The organism is Kitasatospora sp. NPDC004799, assembly GCF_040609095.1.
Lineage (GTDB): Bacteria > Actinomycetota > Actinomycetes > Streptomycetales > Streptomycetaceae > Kitasatospora.
In genome coordinates, this window is record NZ_JBEXJK010000005.1 from 19,308 (window position 1) to 35,815 (window position 16,508).

At 71.0% G+C, this 16,508-nt stretch carries 15 protein-coding genes; 12 read left to right on the forward strand and 3 right to left on the reverse strand.

Annotated features, from left to right (window positions below; genetic code table 11):
• Nucleotides 1-82: 82 nt before the first annotated feature.
• Together ABZW03_RS01390 and ABZW03_RS01395 are read left to right on the forward strand one after the other, a co-directional pair.
• Nucleotides 83-787 (forward strand): HAD family phosphatase, encoded by a 705-nt coding sequence (locus ABZW03_RS01390; protein WP_355250358.1) that lies wholly within the window; start codon nt 83-85, stop codon nt 785-787.
• 222 nt (nt 788-1,009) lie between these two features.
• Nucleotides 1,010-2,614, forward strand: a complete 1,605-nt coding sequence (locus ABZW03_RS01395) for an ABC transporter substrate-binding protein (RefSeq protein WP_355250361.1) — start codon at nt 1,010-1,012, stop codon at nt 2,612-2,614.
• Between the two features lie 99 nt (nt 2,615-2,713).
• Here ABZW03_RS01395 and ABZW03_RS01400 read toward each other — a convergent pair whose 3' ends face one another.
• Nucleotides 2,714-3,385: a response regulator transcription factor gene (locus tag ABZW03_RS01400; protein WP_350523854.1), complete on the reverse strand. Its 672-nt coding sequence runs from the start codon at nt 3,383-3,385 to the stop codon at nt 2,714-2,716.
• Between the two features lie 208 nt (nt 3,386-3,593).
• A complete protein-coding gene (locus ABZW03_RS01405; protein ID WP_355250365.1) occupies nt 3,594-4,445 on the reverse strand; it encodes a RecB family exonuclease in 852 nt (283 codons plus the stop codon).
• Nucleotides 4,446-4,610: 165 nt separating this feature from the next.
• On the opposite strand from ABZW03_RS01405, the gene ABZW03_RS01410 reads away from it, so the two are divergent.
• From ABZW03_RS01410 to ABZW03_RS01420, 3 genes are all read left to right on the forward strand, one after another.
• Entirely contained in the window at nt 4,611-5,819 is a 1,209-nt protein-coding gene (locus ABZW03_RS01410) for a site-2 protease family protein (protein WP_355250368.1), read from the forward strand.
• 46 nt (nt 5,820-5,865) lie between these two features.
• Complete coding sequence (locus ABZW03_RS01415) at nt 5,866-6,825, forward strand: tRNA (adenine-N1)-methyltransferase (protein ID WP_355250371.1); 960 nt, start codon at nt 5,866-5,868, stop codon at nt 6,823-6,825.
• A gap of 129 nt (nt 6,826-6,954) precedes the next feature.
• Entirely contained in the window at nt 6,955-7,569 is a 615-nt protein-coding gene (locus ABZW03_RS01420) for a hypothetical protein (protein WP_355250374.1), read from the forward strand.
• Between the two features lie 28 nt (nt 7,570-7,597).
• On the opposite strand, the gene ABZW03_RS01425 is transcribed toward ABZW03_RS01420, so the two are convergent.
• The gene (locus ABZW03_RS01425) at nt 7,598-7,903 is read right to left on the reverse strand and encodes a ferredoxin (RefSeq protein WP_355250377.1); all 306 of its coding nucleotides are present in this window, start codon (nt 7,901-7,903) and stop codon (nt 7,598-7,600) included.
• A gap of 285 nt (nt 7,904-8,188) precedes the next feature.
• On the opposite strand from ABZW03_RS01425, the gene arc reads away from it, so the two are divergent.
• From arc to ABZW03_RS01460, 7 genes are all read left to right on the forward strand, one after another.
• Nucleotides 8,189-9,955, forward strand: a complete 1,767-nt coding sequence (arc, locus tag ABZW03_RS01430) for a proteasome ATPase (protein ID WP_355250380.1) — start codon at nt 8,189-8,191, stop codon at nt 9,953-9,955.
• Nucleotides 9,956-10,185: 230 nt separating this feature from the next.
• A complete protein-coding gene (gene dop, locus ABZW03_RS01435; protein WP_355250382.1) occupies nt 10,186-11,697 on the forward strand; it encodes a depupylase/deamidase Dop in 1,512 nt (503 codons plus the stop codon).
• Between the two features lie 174 nt (nt 11,698-11,871).
• A complete protein-coding gene (locus ABZW03_RS01440) occupies nt 11,872-12,090 on the forward strand; it encodes a ubiquitin-like protein Pup (RefSeq protein ID WP_355250385.1) in 219 nt (72 codons plus the stop codon).
• Nucleotides 12,091-12,251: 161 nt separating this feature from the next.
• Nucleotides 12,252-13,094: a proteasome subunit beta gene (prcB, locus tag ABZW03_RS01445; protein ID WP_355250388.1), complete on the forward strand. Its 843-nt coding sequence runs from the start codon at nt 12,252-12,254 to the stop codon at nt 13,092-13,094.
• Nucleotides 13,095-13,123: 29 nt separating this feature from the next.
• Entirely contained in the window at nt 13,124-13,879 is a 756-nt protein-coding gene (prcA, locus tag ABZW03_RS01450) for a proteasome subunit alpha (RefSeq protein WP_316520345.1), read from the forward strand.
• Between the two features lie 121 nt (nt 13,880-14,000).
• A complete protein-coding gene (gene pafA / locus ABZW03_RS01455; RefSeq protein ID WP_355250392.1) occupies nt 14,001-15,362 on the forward strand; it encodes a Pup--protein ligase in 1,362 nt (453 codons plus the stop codon).
• Nucleotides 15,363-15,499: 137 nt separating this feature from the next.
• A complete protein-coding gene (locus ABZW03_RS01460) occupies nt 15,500-16,489 on the forward strand; it encodes an FKBP-type peptidyl-prolyl cis-trans isomerase (protein WP_355250395.1) in 990 nt (329 codons plus the stop codon).
• Nucleotides 16,490-16,508: the final 19 nt, after the last annotated feature.

Here is a 16,508-nt window from a genome sequence, read left to right on the forward strand (position 1 = left end):
CCTGAACGGGCCGGTCCGCTCACCTGCGGACCGGCCCGTGCCTTCCCCGGGACGCCCCGGGCCTGCCGGAAGGACCCCCGCCATGACCACCAGCCCCACCGCCGCACGCGTCCTCGACCACGGGGACGACCGCGGGCTCCAGGCGGTGCTGCTGGACATGGACGGGACGCTGGTGGACACCGAGGACTTCTGGTGGCAGGCCGAGGCCTCGCTCTTCGCCGAGCTGGGCCACGAGCTGGACGAGGCGGACCGCGCCCACGTGGTCGGCGGCCCGATGAACCGGGTGATGGAGTACCTGGTCGCCCGGACCGGGGCGGACATCGCGCCGGCCGACCTCGGCGTGCTGGTCAACCAGCGCTTCGTCGACCTGCTGGCCGGCGGCGTGCCGCTCATGCCGGGCGCCGAACGGCTGCTCAACACCCTTGCCGCGCACGGCATCCCGGCCGCCATGGTGTCCGCCTCGCACCGGCACGTGATCGACATCGTGCTGCGTTCGCTGGGCGCCCACCACTTCGCCTTCACCATCGGCGGGGACGAGGTGCCGCGCACCAAGCCGTTCCCGGACCCGTACCTGGAGGCGGCCCGCCGGCTGGGCGCGGAGCCGGGCCGCTGCGTGGTGATCGAGGACACCCCGACCGGGGTGCGGGCGGGCGAGGCGGCCGGCTGCCCGGTGATCGCGGTGCCCTCGGTGGCGGCGATCGAGCCGGCTCCGGGGCGCCTGGTGCTGCCCTCGCTGGAGCGGGTCGACCTCGACCTGCTGCGCTCCCTGGTCGCCTCGCGAGTGTGATTGTCGTCTCATTGCGACCCGGCCTTACCGGCCGGTAGGTGACCTCGCGGGCCTCCGGAGCGGAGTCGGCGGGGGAGAAAACGGGCATTGGCCGACAACTCGTCGGGCGTGCCGTGATGCCCCGAACCACCGTGTCCCAAACGTCATCTGCACGGGTACCGGTCGTGCGTGTTCGATATGGCACGCTACTCCAGTTCGTGCCACCCAGAAGGAACGCGCCTCGTGAAGACTTCAGCTGAACGCCTGGCAGTACTCGGTTGCGCCGGCCTGGTCGCCGTGTCGGTGGCGGGCTGCGGATCGGTGACCGACGTGGTCAAGGGGGACGGCGGCAAGTCGATCACCATGGGCACCAGTCAGCTGACCGGTGTCCTGGACCCGGCGGCCGCCTACGACTCCGGCTCCTGGCTGCTGCTGCGCAACACCTTCCAGTCGCTGCTCACCTTCCAGGCCGCCGCCAGCGCGCCCTCCCCGGACGCCGCGCAGTCCTGCGAGTTCACCGGCGGCGAGGCCACCGAGTACCACTGCACCCTGAAGCCCGGCCTCAAGTTCTCCAACGGTCACCCGCTGACCGCCCAGGACGTGGTCTTCTCGATCGAGCGCACCAAGAAGATCAACGACCCGAACGGCCCGGTCGAACTGCTCGACTCGATCAAGTCCGTCGAGGCCAAGGGCGACACCGAGGTGCTCTTCCACCTCTCCGCGCCCGACGCCACCCTGCCGGCCAAGCTGGCCAGCCCGGCCGGTGCCATCGTGGACCACCAGGCCTACCCCGCCGACAAGATCGTCCCCAACGACAAGCTGATAGGTTCCGGCCCGTACCGGATCGACGCCGTCGAGAACCTGGGCGGCGGCAAGCAGCTGGGCAAGGTCGCGCTGTCGGCGAACGACAAGTACGGCGGCGAGGCCAAGCTGCGGAACAACAAGTTCACCGTGCGGTACTTCGACAAGGCGGAGGACCTGAAGGCCGCGCTGGACAAGGGCGAGGTCGACCTCACCGACAACAGCCTGGAGCCGAACACCGCCGCCCAGGTCCGCTCCGACCAGCAGGGCGGCAAGACCGACCTCCAGGTGACCGAGGGCGACAGCAACGACACCCGTTCGCTGGTCCTCAACACCAAGGACCCGCTGATGAGCAACGTCGCGGTCCGCCAGGCCGTCGCCCAGATGATGGACCGCAAGGCGCTGGCCCGCGACGTCTTCGCCCGCACCGTCCAGGCGCTCTACTCCATGGTCCCGGCCGGCCTGCCCGGCCACACCACGGCCTTCTTCGACCGCTACGGCGACCAGGACGTGAACAAGGCCAAGAAGATCCTGGCCGACGCCAAGATCCAGACCCCGGTCAAGTTCACCCTCACCTGGTCCCGTTCGCGGGCCGGCAGCAACGAGGCCGAGACGCTGAAGAAGCAGCTGGAGACCGGCGGCCTGTTCCAGGTGACGCTGGCCCAGGAGGCGGACTGGGACTCGTACCGCAAGGGCTGGACCGAGGGCAAGTACCAGGCGTACATCATCGGTTGGTTCGCCGACTACCCGGACCCGGACAACTACCTCGCCCCGCTGCTGGTCAACGGCGGTGCGTACCACCACGGTTGGGACGACCCGCGGATCAGCGGCAAGCTGGTGCCGGAGGGCCTCAAGCAGACCGACCGCAGCGCCGCGGCCGCCACCTACGCGCAGATCCAGCAGATCGAGGCCGAGAACGTGCCGCTGATCCCGCTGTACCAGAACAAGTCCTTCTTCGCGGCCCGCTCGTACGTCACCGGCGTCGAGTCCACCGTCGACACCACCGGCTACTTCCGCTTCTGGGAGATCGGCCGCACCAACAAGTAGCGCCCGCAGCACGGCGGCCCGCCCGCTCCTCCCGTCGGTACGGGGGAGCGGACGGGCCGCCGTCGCGTTCCGGGGGCCCCGCGGGGCCGCCGCGGCCCGCTACAGGGTGCCCGGGCGCACCAGCCCGCTCTCGTAGGCGTACACGGCCGCCTGGACCCGGTCGCGCAGCTGCAGCTTGGTCAGCACGTGGCCCACGTGGGTCTTCACGGTGGTCTCGCTGACGAACAGCTCGGCCGCGATCTCCGCGTTCGACAGCCCGCGCGCCACCAGCTTCAGCACCTCCAGCTCGCGCTCGGTCAGCGCGCTCAGCGCCTGCGGCGGCGCCTCGTCGCCCGAGGGCAGCTTGGTGGCGTACATGTCCAGCAGCCGGCGGGTGATGCTCGGCGCCAGCATCGCCGCGCCGTCCGCGACCACCCGGATCGCCTGCACCAGCTCCTCGGCCGGGACGTCCTTCAGCAGGAAGCCGCTGGCGCCCGCGCGCAGCGCCTCCACCACGTACTCGTCCAGGTCGAAGGTGGTCAGCACCAGCACCTTGGCCGGGCCGTCCCGCCCCGGGCCGGCGATCCGGCGGGTCGCCTCGACGCCGTCCATCCTGGGCATCCGGATGTCCATCAGCACCACGTCGGGCTGCAGCGCCCGCACCTGGTCCAGCGCCTGCTGGCCGTCGCCGGCCTCGCCGACCACCACGAGGTCGGACTCGGCCTCCAGGATCATCCGGAAACCGGTGCGCAGCAGCGGCTGGTCGTCGACCAGCAGCACTCGGATCGTCACCTAGGACTCCTTGCTCATCGGATCCCCCGTCGGGATCACTGTTCATCCGATGTACGGGCCATGTGCTGGTGTGAGAATTCGCGGCTAGCCCGCGGCGCCGGGGCACGCACCTCGCGGCGTTGTCGTCGGTCGCCGATGCTCCGCATCGTCTCCCTCCTCCGCCTTGCGATGCACGCACCCCAACACCGCGGGAGTGCACCGGGAATTCTCACACCAGCACGGGCAGCGGGTACGGCGGCGGGGTGCCGCCGAACTCCGGGCAGCTGGCCTGGTGGTCGCACCAGTCGCAGAGGCGGTTGCGGGTGGCCGGGAAGTCCCCGGTGGCCACCGCGTGGCCGATCCGCTCCCAGAGCGCCTGGAGCTTGCGCTCCACCGCGAGCAGGTCCGCCTCGTCCGGGTCGTAGCTGACCACGTCCCCGCCGCCGCCGAGGTAGACCAGCTGGAGGCGCTTGGGGATCACGCCCTTCCAGCGCCACACCACCAGGGCGTAGAACTTCATCTGGAACATCGCCTTGCCCTCGAAGTCCCGCGAGGGCGCCCGGCCGGTCTTGTAGTCCACCAGCCGGACCTCACCGGTCGGGGCGACGTCCACCCGGTCGATGTAGCCGCGCAGCAGCAGCCCGGACTCCAGCGCCGTCTCCACGTAGAGCTCCCGCTCCACCGGGTGCAGCCGGGTCGGGTCCTCCAGCCGGAACCACTGGCCGACCAGCTTCTCGGCGTCCGCCAGCCAGCGGGTGAGCGCCGCGCCGTCCGGGTCCTCCGGGAACAGCGAGCCCAGCTCCGGGCGCTCGCCCAGCAGCCGCTCCCACTGCGGGCGCAGCAGGCCCAGCGCCCGCTCCGGCGTCCGCTCGGCCGCCGGGCTGTCGAACAGCCGCTCCAGCACGGCGTGCACCAGCGTGCCCCGGGTCGCCGCCGAGCTCGGCGGCTCGGACAGCCGGTCGATCACCCGCAGCCGGTACAGCAGGGGACAGGTGAGGAAGTCCCCCGCTCGGGACGGGGAGAGCCCGGTCGGGGGTGCCGCCGGGCGCGCGGCGGCACTGCTGGTCTCGGTGTGCTGCATGGCTACGACCCTATTGCCCTTTGCTGTCATCCCGCTGCCACGGTGCTGCCACACCCGCCGGTGAGTGGGTAGGAAGCGGAAGGAGGGCCGCGCAGCGCCCGGGGGCCGCGATCACGTAGCGTGGGCGCATCGGGCACGACGGGGGAGACGACCGAAGGGATCACGGTGAGCGACAGCAGGGGGCAGCAGCCCTCCGACCGGCCACCGCAGGCGGGCGACGGGCGTCCGGCCGGGCCGCCCGAGCGCCGCGGCGGCATCCTGATGGGCCGCCCCTTCGGGGTGCCCGTCTACGTCACCCCTTCCTGGTTCGTCATCGCCGCGCTGATCACGTGGGTGTTCGGCGGACAGCTGGGCGAGGTGCTGCCCGACCTCGGCGGCGCCCGCTACCTGGTCGCGTTCTCCTTCGCGGTCGCCTTCTACGCGTCCGTCCTGGTGCACGAGCTCGCCCACACCCTGGTCGCCCTGCGCTACAAGCTCGGGGTGCGGCGGATCCAGCTCCAGTTCTTCGGCGGCGTCTCCGAGATCGAGAACGAGGCGGAGAGCCCCTGGCGGGAGTTCTGGCTGGCCTTCGTCGGCCCGCTGCTCTCGCTGCTGCTCGGCGGCGTGTTCTACCTCGCGGTGCGGGCGGTGGAGCTGTCCACCGTGCCCGGGGTGCTGCTCACCGGGCTGATGATCTCCAACCTGGTGGTCGCCGCCTTCAACCTGCTGCCCGGCCTGCCGCTGGACGGCGGCCGGATGCTGCGCGCGGTGGTCTGGGCGGTCAGCGGCAAGCCGATGACCGGCACGGTGGTCGCCGCCTGGGTCGGCCGCGGGCTGGCCGTCGCCGTGCTGATCGGCCTGCCGCTGCTGAGCTCCGCCCGCGGGATCGAGCGCACCACCACCGACACCCTGGTGGACGCGGTGCTGGCCGCGGTGCTCGCCGCGATCATCTGGAACGGCGCCACCGGCAGCCTGCGCAACGCCCGGCTCAAGGAGGTGCTGCCCGGCCTGCGGCTGCGCGAGCTGGCCCGGCGGGCCGTCGAGGTCACCGCCGACACCCCGCTCGGCGAGGCGCTGCGCCGGGCCCGCGAGGCCCAGGCCGGCGCGGTGATCGTGGTGGACGGCCGGGGCGAGCCGATCGCCCTGGTCCGGGAGTCCGCCGTCCGGTCGGTGCCCGAGCACCGCCGCCCCTGGGTGGCCGTCGGCCCGCTCGCCCGGGACCTCGAACCCGGGCTGCGGCTGAGCGCCGACCTCGGCGGCGAGGACCTGCTGCGGGCCGTCCAGTCCACCCCGGCGGGGGAGTACCTGGTGGTCGAGCCGGACGGCCGGGTGTACGGCGTCGCCTCGCTCAGCGACATCGAGCAGCGGCTGACCGCCGCCGTCACCGGCCGCTGATCATGGTGGTAGGGCGGGAGGCTCCGCTTCCCTTAGGATTGTCCGCATGTCCGAACCGACCGGTGCCGCCCGCCGACGCGGGCCCTTCCAGGTCGGGGACCAGGTCCAGCTGACCGATCCCAAGGGTCGCCACTACACGTTCACGCTCCAGGCCGGGAACCAGTTCCACACCCACAAGGGTGCGTTCCCGCACGACGAGCTGATCGGCGCTCCCGAGGGCACGGTCGTGCGCACCACGGGGAACGTCCCGTACCTCGCGCTGCGCCCCCTGCTCCCCGACTACGTCCTGTCCATGCCGCGCGGCGCCGCCGTGATCTACCCCAAGGACGCGGGGCAGATCCTCGCGATGGCCGACATCTTCGCCGGCGCCCGCGTGGTCGAGGCCGGTGTCGGCTCGGGCGCGCTCAGCACGTACCTGCTGCGCGCCGTCGGCGAGCACGGCATGCTGGCCTCCTACGAGCGCCGGCAGGACTTCGCCGACATCGCCCAGGGGAACGTCGAGCGCTACTTCGGCGGCCCGCACCCGGCGTGGAAGCTCACCGTCGGCGACCTCCAGGACAACCTGGTCGAGACCGACGTCGACCGCGTCATCCTCGACATGCTGGCGCCCTGGGAGTGCCTGGACGTCGCCTCCAAGGCGCTCGTCCCCGGCGGCCTCATCTGCTGCTACGTGGCCACCACCACGCAGATGTCGAAGACCGTCGAGGCGCTGCGCGACCACGGCACCTTCACCGAGCCGCAGGCCTGGGAGACCATGGTCCGCACCTGGCACCTGGAGGGCCTGGCCGTCCGCCCGGACCACCGGATGATCGGCCACACCGGCTTCCTGCTCACCGCCCGCCGCCTGGCGGACGGCGTGGAACCGCCGCTGCGCCGCCGCCGCCCGGCCAAGGGCGCGTACGGCGAGGACTACGACAACGGGGCGCCCGAGCCCACCCTCCAGGAGCGCGCGGCCGCCCGCAAGGCCGCCCGGTCCGCCGACGAGGACCAGCCCGACCTGGGCTGAGCCCCGAACCACCGGGAAGGGGTGGTACGAGCGAACGCCGCTCGTACCACCCCTTCCGCGTTCCGCCGAACGCCGTGTGGGACGATGCTCGCTCAGCCTTGGCTCGGGGAGCTCTGGAGGGGACGCCTGGTGGAGAGCGCGGTCGGGACGACGACGGCGACGGCGGGACAACGGACACCGCGGGGCCGCTCCGGGCCCGGGCACGCGCGCACCGCCCCCTGGCACTGGGCCGTCGCCCTGGCCGGCTGCGCGGCGGTGGTGGGGGCCGCGCTCGCCGCCTCCCCGGCCACCGGCACCCCGGCGCCCGTGCGCGGCACCCCCCGGGCGCTCGCCGCGGGCTCCGCCCCCGACCCCTCCCGGGCCCAACTCCCGCTCGACTGCGGCCCGTTCCCGGTGAAGACGGCGCTCAGCGTGCCCGCCCGGCTCGGCGACGGCCGCCCCGGCACGGTGGTCGCCGCGCACTGCGCCACCGACACCGGCACCCCGCCGGACGCCGTCTTCCTGCTCGGCTTCGGCCCGGGCGAGCGCCCGGAGGTGGTGGCCACCCTGCTCGCCGAGCGCGAGAACCTCACGGTGAGCCGGATCGCCGTGCGGTCGGACGGCGCCATCACCGGCCACGCGCAGGGGTATTCGAGCGAGGACGTGCCGCGGTTCCGGCCCGACGTCTCACTGGACCTCACCTGGACGCGCAAGGGCGGCGGCTGGGACCGCTCCCAGACCGCCACCCCGGTCTCCGCCGTGTGACGCCACTCGCGCCTTCGGCTCGGGCGGGCTACTCCGCGTCCGGCCCGTACACCTCGACCCGGTCGGCGACCCGGCGCACGTGGATGCAGTCGCCGGGGCACTCCTTCGCCGAGTCCACCACGTCCTGAAGGAGCGTCAGCGGCACCGGGGCGGTCTCCCCGGGCTGCTGGCGCAGCTCGTCGTCCGGCCCCTTCACGTAGGCCAGCCCGTCGATGTCGAGCTCGAAGACCTCGGGTGCGTACTGCGCACAGATGCCGTCGCCGGTGCAGAGATCCTGGTCGATCCACACCTCCAGCGCCTCGGCCGCTGCCGCCGTCTGCTCGGTCACCGACATGGTCCCCTGCCGTTTCTGTCCCGGGTCGCCCCTATTCCTGGAGCAATCCCGCCATTCGTACAACGATCGGACCCAGACTTGTGGTCGCGATCGGATATCGCTTCGCCCGACGATACATCTGGCCCGCTTTGGGCGGTGCGCGGTGGGTATCCCCTTAGCAGAGGGGAAGCACGCTGGGGCGAAGATCGGACACGCCCGTTCCATCTTTCTTGATCTAGGGGTTTACGGACCCCTGGTCCCAGGTAGGGTCTGGAAGCGTCCAGCTCCCCGGAGGAGGTGAGGACCGTGGCAGCCCACGATGACGACTACAACCGCAGCACCGGCAGGCCCGCTCGTGGTTCCGACGAGGCCGCTCAGGTCTCGTACCTTGAGCAGGAAATCGCCGTGTTGCGCCGCAAGCTCGCCGACTCGCCGCGCAATTCGAGGATCCTCGAAGAGCGGATCGTCGAGCTCCAGACCAACCTGGCGGGCGTGACCGCCCAGAACGACCGGCTCGCCTCCACCCTGCGCGAGGCCCGCGACCAGATCGTGGCCCTCAAGGAGGAAGTGGACCGACTGGCACAGCCCCCGGCCGGCTTCGGCACCTTCCTCGACGCGAACGAGGACGGCACCGCGGACATCTTCACCGGCGGGCGCAAGCTCCGTGTGAACGTCAGCCCCGGCGTCGCCCTGGACGAGCTGCGGCGCGGCCAGGAAGTGATGCTCAACGAGGCCCTCAACATCGTGGACGCGATGGCCTTCGAGAACATCGGCGAGATCGTCACCCTCAAGGAGGTCCTGGAGGACGGCGAGCGCGCCCTGGTCCTGGGGCACACCGACGAGGAGCGCGTGGTGCGCCTCGCCGAGCCGCTGCGCGGGCTGACCATCCGGGCGGGGGACGCCCTGCTGCTGGAGCCCCGCTCCGGCTACGTGTTCGAGGTCGTGCCGAAGTCCGAGGTCGAGGAGCTGGTCCTCGAGGAGGTCCCGGACATCGACTACCGCCAGATCGGCGGCCTGAGCAACCAGATCGAGCTGATCCGCGACGCGGTCGAGCTGCCGTACCTGCACGCCGACCTCTTCAAGGAGTACGAGCTGCGCCCGCCCAAGGGCGTGCTGCTCTACGGCCCGCCCGGCTGCGGCAAGACGCTGATCGCCAAGGCGGTCGCCAACTCGCTGGCCAAGAAGGTCGCCGAGGTCACCGGCCGCCCCCAGGGGAAGAGCTACTTCCTCAACATCAAGGGCCCCGAGCTGCTCAACAAGTACGTCGGCGAGACCGAGCGGCAGATCCGCCTGGTCTTCCAGCGGGCCCGGGAGAAGGCGGGCGAGGGCACGCCCGTCATCGTCTTCTTCGACGAGATGGAGTCGCTGTTCCGCACCCGCGGCTCCGGCGTCAGCTCGGACGTGGAGAACACCATCGTCCCGCAGCTGCTCGCCGAGATCGACGGCGTGGAGGGCCTGGAGAACGTCATCGTCATCGGCGCCTCGAACCGCGAGGACATGATCGACCCGGCGATCCTGCGGCCCGGCCGCCTGGACGTCAAGATCAAGATCGAGCGCCCGGACGCCGAGGCCGCGAAGGACATCTTCTCCAAGTACCTCAAGGACTCGCTGCCGTTCCACCCGGACGACCTCAAGGAGCACGACGGCTCCGTCGAGGCCACGGTGGCCGCGATGATCCAGTCGGTGGTGGAGCGGATGTACTCCGAGACCGAGGAGAACCGCTTCCTGGAGGTCACCTACGCCAACGGTGACAAGGAGGTCCTGTACTTCAAGGACTTCAACTCCGGCGCGATGATCCAGAACATCGTCGACCGGGCGAAGAAGATGGCCATCAAGGACTTCCTCGACCACGGTCAGCGCGGTCTGCGCGTCTCCCACCTGCTCGCCGCCTGCGTGGACGAGTTCAAGGAGAACGAGGACCTCCCGAACACCACCAACCCGGACGACTGGGCCCGCATCTCCGGCAAGAAGGGCGAGCGGATCGTCTTCATCCGCACGCTGGTCACCGGCAAGCAGGGCGCCGAGTCCGGCCGCTCCATCGACACTGTCGCCAACACGGGGCAGTACCTGTAACGCACGCGGTTGTCCGGGCCGGCAGCGGTCCCCGGAGCTGTACGCACACCGTCCGGCTGTGGCGCCTCGCGGCCCCGCAGCCGGACGGCGCGTCTCCGGGCCCGCCGCTCGGCGCCGGGTTCTAGGCTCGACCCACCGTGCGCGGGCAGAGGCCCGGCGTCGGTGTTTGTTCGGCGGTACGTCAGCGTGCTCCGCCCGTCGGGGGCGGTGCACCGGGCAAGGAGGGCCGCATGACCGTACGGCGCGTGATGGGCATCGAGACCGAGTACGGGATCTCCGTGCCCGGGCACCCCAACGCCAACGCCATGCTCACCTCGTCCCAGATCGTCAACGCGTACGCGGCGGCGATGCACCGGGCACGGCGGGCCCGCTGGGACTTCGAGGAGGAGAATCCGCTGCGCGACGCACGGGGGTTCGACCTGGCCCGCGAGGTCGCGGACGCCAGCCAGCTGACCGACGAGGACATCGGCCTCGCCAACGTCATCCTCACCAACGGGGCCCGGTTCTACGTGGACCACGCGCACCCCGAGTACAGCTCGCCCGAGGTGACCAACCCGCGCGACGCCGTGCTCTGGGACAAGGCCGGCGAGCGGATCATGGCGGCCGCCGCGCAGCGCGCGCTGGAGCTGCCCAACGGGCAGAACATCCACCTCTACAAGAACAACACCGACAACAAGGGCGCCTCCTACGGCACCCACGAGAACTACCTGATGAAGCGGGCGACACCGTTCGCCGACATCGTCCGCCACCTCACCCCGTTCTTCGTCTCCCGCCAGGTGGTCACCGGCGCCGGCCGGGTCGGCATCGGCCAGGACGGCTCGGCGCACGGCTTCCAGCTCAGCCAGCGGGCGGACTACTTCGAGGTCGAGGTCGGCCTGGAGACGACGCTCAAGCGCCCGATCATCAACACCCGGGACGAGCCGCACGCGGACGCCGAGAAGTACCGCCGGCTGCACGTGATCATCGGGGACGCGAACCTCTCCGAGATCTCCACCTACCTCAAGCTGGGCACCACCGCGCTGGTCCTGTCGATGATCGAGGACTCGTTCATCGCCGCCGACCTGGCCGTCGACCAGCCGGTGCGCACCCTGCACCGGGTCTCCCACGACCCGACCCTCAAGCACCTGATCACCCTGCGGAACGGGCGCCGGCTCACCGCCGTCCAGCTGCAGCTGGAGTACTTCGAACTGGCCCGCAAGTACGTCGAGGACCGCTTCGGCACCGACGCGGACGAGCAGACCGTGGACGTGCTGGCGCGCTGGGAGGACGTCCTGGGCCGGCTGGAGCGCGACCCGATGTCGCTCTCCCGCCAGCTGGACTGGGTCGCCAAGCGGGAGATCCTGGAGGGCTACCGCAGCCGGGACGCCCTGCAGTGGGACAACCCGCGGCTGCACCTGGTCGACCTCCAGTACAGCGACGTCCGGCCCGAGAAGGGCCTCTACAACCGTCTGGTGGCCCGCGGGCGGTTCGAGCGGCTGCTCACCGAGGAGGAGGTCGAGCGGGCCGTCTCCAAGCCCCCGGAGGACACCCGGGCGTACTTCCGCGGGCGCTGCCTGGAGCAGTACGCGGAGCACGTCGCGGCGGCCTCCTGGGACTCGGTGATCTTCGACCTGCCGGGCCGGGACTCGCTGCAGCGGGTGCCCACCCTGGAACCGCTGCGCGGCACCCGCAACCACGTCAAGGAGCTGCTGGACCGCTGCCGCACGGCCGAGGACCTGCTCCGGGTGCTGTCCGGCGGGTAACTTTTCGATCACCATGGGTGAACGTCCGCCGAATGGGAATCATCCGGGGTGGCAGCGGGTGTTGGACAGGAAGCGCCACCGGCAAACCGGGAGCGGCAGTCGCACCTTGTGTATAGGGTCGGTGCAGCAAGCAGCGACCCAACCGTGCCAGACGAATCGAGCGGGGTGAGGGAAATGGCGGGCAAGGACACCGGCGGCGGCCAGCAGCGGGCGAACCGTTCCTCCGAGGAGGTCGAGGAGCAGGCCGCGGAAAGCCAGAATTCCGAGGACCTCAAGGAGCGCCAGGAAAAGCTGAGCGACGACGTCGACGCGGTGCTAGACGAAATCGACGAGGTCCTCGAGTCGAATGCCGAGGATTTCGTGCGCGGATTCGTCCAGAAGGGCGGGCAGTAGTCCGGCAGCGGAATTCCGAATTCACGGTCGCGACCGTCCTGGGCGGCCGGGCGGCGAGCACCGCCCGGCCGTCCGGCACCGGCACCTCCACCCGTGGACAGTGATCGTCGGGCGGGTAGGGTGCGGGCAGCGCGCGCTTCAAGCTACCTGGAAGGAATCGTGTGGAAGCCAACACTCGTGGCACCGGGCGTCTACCGGCTGCCTTCCTGACCCCGGGGTCGTCCTCGTTCATCGACTTCCTCGCCGAGCACCGGCCGGAGCTGGTCCCCGGCCACCGCGGGCTCCCCGAGGGGGCCGTGGTCGAGGCCCCGCACGGGACCACGATCGTGGCCGCGGTCTTCGACGGCGGCGTGGTGATCGCGGGTGACCGCCGGGCGACCATGGGCAACGTGATCGCCCAGCGCGACATGGAGAAGGTCTTCCCGGCCGACGAGTTCAGCGCGGTCGGCGTGGCCGGCACCGCGGGCCTCGCGATCGAGATGGTCCGGCTGTTCCAGCTGGAGCTGGAGCACTACGAGAAGATCGAGGGCACCACGCTCTCCCTGGAGGGCAAGGCGAACCGGCTCACCACCATGATCCGGGGCAACCTGGGCATGGCGATGCAGGGCCTCGCGGTGGTGCCGCTGTTCGCCGGCTACGACCTGGACCTCGGCCGCGGCCGGATCTTCAACTACGACGTCACCGGCGGGCGCTCCGAGGAGCGCGGCTTCACCGCCACCGGCTCGGGGTCGGTCTTCGCCCGCGGCTCGATGAAGAAGCTCTACCGCGAGGACCTGACGGCCGACCAGGCCGTCACCATGGTCGTCCAGGCGCTGTACGACGCGGCGGACGACGACTCCGCCACCGGCGGCCCGGACCTCGCCCGCAAGATCTTCCCGATCGTCTCGCTGATCACCGAGGACGGCTTCCGCCGGCTCACCGAGGCGGAGGTCACGGAGGTCGCCGTGGCCATCACCGACGAGCGCCTGACCCGGCCCAACGGCCCGCAGGCCCCGCTGATCTAGCCACCACCTCACGAAAGGGACGACCGCCGGTGTCGACACCGTTCTACGTCTCGCCCCAGCAGGCCATGGCGGACCGCGCGGAGTACGCCCGCAAGGGCATCGCGCGCGGCCGCAGCGTGGTCGTGCTCACCTACGCCGACGGCATCGTCTTCGTCGCGGAGAACACCTCCAGGGCGCTCCACAAGGTCTCCGAGATCTACGACAAGATCGCCTTCGCGGCGGTCGGCCGCTACAACGAGTTCGAGAACCTGCGCATCGGCGGCGTCCGCTACGCCGACCTGCGCGGCTACTCCTACGACCGGGCCGACGTCACGGCCCGGGGCCTGGCCAACGTGTACGCCCAGACCCTGGGCACCATCTTCTCCTCGGTCGGCGAGAAGCCGTACGAGGTCGAGCTGATCGTGGCCGAGGTCGGCCGCACGGCCGACAACGACCAGATCTACCGGCTCACGCCGGACGGCTCGGTCGTGGACGAGAAGAACTACGTCGTGGTCGGCGGCAACGCCGACTCCATCGGCAACTACCTGGGCCAGCGCCACCGGGCCGGCCTGAGCCTCACCGAGGCGGTGAAGGTCGCGGTGGACTCGCTCGCCCGCGACCCCAACGGCGGCAGCCCGCGCAGCCTCACGCCGGAGCAGCTGGAGGTGGCGGTCCTCGACCGCCAGCGGTTCCAGCAGCGCAAGTTCAAGCGGATCCTGGGCAACCAGCTGGGCCGGCTGCTCGACGGGGACCAGTCCGCCGAGGCGGACGACGAGGACAACCCGGCGGACGGTACGCCGGTGTAGCAGTGCCTGCGGAGTCCCGTACGGCGGCCCTGCCGCCGTCGTGCGGGACCCCGGTGCCCCTGCGGCGGCCCAGTCGTCGTGGAGGCGGTTTCGGACAGCTCCGACAGAGAATGGAGTGCTCATGGACCGCCGGATTTTCGGGCTGGAGAACGAGTACGGCGTGACCTGCACGTTCCGCGGGCAGCGACGGCTGTCGCCGGACGAGGTGGCGCGGTACCTGTTCCGCCGGGTCGTCTCCTGGGGCCGCAGCAGCAACGTCTTCCTGCGCAACGGCGCCCGCCTCTACCTCGACGTCGGCTCCCACCCCGAGTACGCCACCCCGGAGTGCGACGACGTCGTCGAACTGGTGACGCACGACAAGGCCGGCGAGCGCATCCTCGAAGGGCTCCTGGTGGACGCCGAGCGGCGGCTGCACGAGGAGGGCATCGCGGGGGACGTCTACCTCTTCAAGAACAACACCGACTCGGCCGGAAACTCCTACGGCTGCCACGAGAACTACCTGGTGGCCCGGCACGGCGAGTTCTCCCGGCTGGCCGACGTGCTGATCCCGTTCCTGGTCACCCGGCAGCTGATCTGCGGCGCGGGCAAGGTGCTGCAGACCCCGCGCGGCGCGGTGTACTGCGTCAGCCAGCGGGCCGAGCACATCTGGGAGGGCGTCAGCTCCGCCACCACCCGCTCGCGCCCGATCATCAACACCCGGGACGAGCCGCACTCGGACGCCGAGCGGTACCGCCGGCTGCACGTGATCGTCGGCGACTCCAACATGTCCGAGACCACGACGCTGCTCAAGGTCGGCTCGGCCGACCTGGTGCTGCGGCTGATCGAGGCCGGCGTGGTGATGCGCGACCTCACCCTGGAGAACCCGATCCGGGCGATCCGCGAGGTGAGCCACGACCTCACCGGCACCCACCAGGTGCGGCTCGCCAACGGCCGGGAGGCCAGCGCGCTGGACATCCAGGAGGAGTACTACACCAAGGCCCTGGAGTTCGCGGACCGCAAGGGCATCAACACCGGCACCGTCGGCCGGGTGCTCGACCTCTGGGGCCGCACCCTGGAGGCCGTCCGCACCGAGCGGCTGGACGGGGTGGCCCAGGAGATCGACTGGATCATGAAGTACAAGCTCATCGAGCGCTACCGCGAGAAGCACCAGATGAGCATGTCCAACCCGCGGGTGGCCCAGATCGACCTCGCGTACCACGACATCCACCGCCGCCGCGGCCTGTTCTACCTGCTCCAGAACAAGGGCCAGGCGCAGCGGGTGACCACCGACCTCAAGACTTTCGAGGCCAAGTCGATCCCGCCGCAGACCACCCGGGCCCGGCTGCGCGGGGACTTCATCCGCCGGGCGCAGGAGCAGCGCCGGGACTTCACGGTGGACTGGGTGCACCTGAAGCTGAACGACCAGGCGCAGCGCACGGTGCTGTGCAAGGACCCGTTCCGCTCGGTGGACGAGCGGGTGGAGAAGCTGATCGCGGGGATGTAGCCCCGGACGGGGCGATCGGAGCGGTGTGATCAAGGCGGCGGCCGGCCCCGGTGGTGTCTACCGGGGTCGGCCGCATGCCGGGCATACGCTGTCCGTCGAGTCAGGAGAGCCGACTTCGACCGACAGTTAGGACCACCGTGCGCCGCACCGCCGGTTTGCTTCTCACCCTGCCGTTGCTGCTCGCGGTCGCCTGCAGCAGCTCCCCCAAGGCGGCCGGCCCGGCCTCGCCGTCCCCGGCGAGCGCCGCCCCGACGGTCCCGTCGCCGGTCGGCGAGGCGTCGCCGATGCCCACTCTTTCGGGTGGCGGGTTCGGCAGCAAGGCCACCATCACCATCCCCGAGGGCCAGCAGCCCAGCGGCCAGTTCGTGGTGAACACGGTCAGCGAGGGCGAGCGCGCGACCGTCGACAAGGGCGACTGGGTGACGGTCAACTACACCGCCAAGGACTGGACCACCGGCAAGGACCTGCCCAGCTCGTACGACGCCAACGGCAAGCCGCAGCTCTACCAGGCGGGCAGCGGGCAGCTGGTGCCGGCGCTGGACCAGAGCGTGATCGGCAAGAAGGTGGGCACCCGGCTGCTGGTGGTGGCCCCGCCGGCGGCCGCCTTCGGGGAGCAGGGCTCCAGCCAGCTGGGCGTCGACAAGGGCGACACGGTGGTGTTCGTGCTGGACGTCATGGAGAGCCTGCCGCCGGACTCCACGCTGAGCGGGACGATGACCGAGCCGGCCGCGACGCTGCCGCAGGTCAAGGACAACGGCAAGGCGCCGGCGACGATCACCGTCCCGGCCGGGCAGGCCGCGCCCACCGACCTCCAGCAGGCGGTGCTGATCAAGGGCGAGGGCAAGCAGGTCAAGAGCGGGCAGACCCTGGTGGTGCAGTACACCGGGGTGCTGTGGGCCAACGGCCAGCAGTTCGACGCCTCCTGGACGCACGGCGGCGCGCAGGCCGTGCAGATCGGCACCGGCAGCGTGATCGAGGGCTGGGACAAGGGGCTGGTCGGGCAGACCGTGGGCAGCCGGGTGCTGCTGGTGGTGCCGCCGGCGCTCGGTTACCAGGACAAGGCGCAGGGCGCGGTGCCGGCGAACTCGACCCTGGTCTTCGTGATCGACATCCTCGAAGCGGTCTAGGAACTCAGCAGGGGGATTC

Bases quoted from the DNA above. Each gene is read 5' to 3' on its own strand.
- ABZW03_RS01390 (WP_355250358.1), top strand. From the start codon at position 83: ATGACCACCAGCCCCACCGCCGCACGCGTCCTCGACCACGGGGACGAC.
- ABZW03_RS01405 (WP_355250365.1), bottom strand. From the start codon at position 4,445: ATGCAGCACACCGAGACCAGCAGTGCCGCCGCGCGCCCGGCGGCACCC.
- ABZW03_RS01415 (WP_355250371.1), top strand. From the start codon at position 5,866: ATGTCCGAACCGACCGGTGCCGCCCGCCGACGCGGGCCCTTCCAGGTC.
- ABZW03_RS01425 (WP_355250377.1), bottom strand. From the start codon at position 7,903: ATGTCGGTGACCGAGCAGACGGCGGCAGCGGCCGAGGCGCTGGAGGTG.
- dop (WP_355250382.1), top strand. From the start codon at position 10,186: ATGACCGTACGGCGCGTGATGGGCATCGAGACCGAGTACGGGATCTCC.
- ABZW03_RS01440 (WP_355250385.1), top strand. From the start codon at position 11,872: ATGGCGGGCAAGGACACCGGCGGCGGCCAGCAGCGGGCGAACCGTTCC.
- pafA (WP_355250392.1), top strand. From the start codon at position 14,001: ATGGACCGCCGGATTTTCGGGCTGGAGAACGAGTACGGCGTGACCTGC.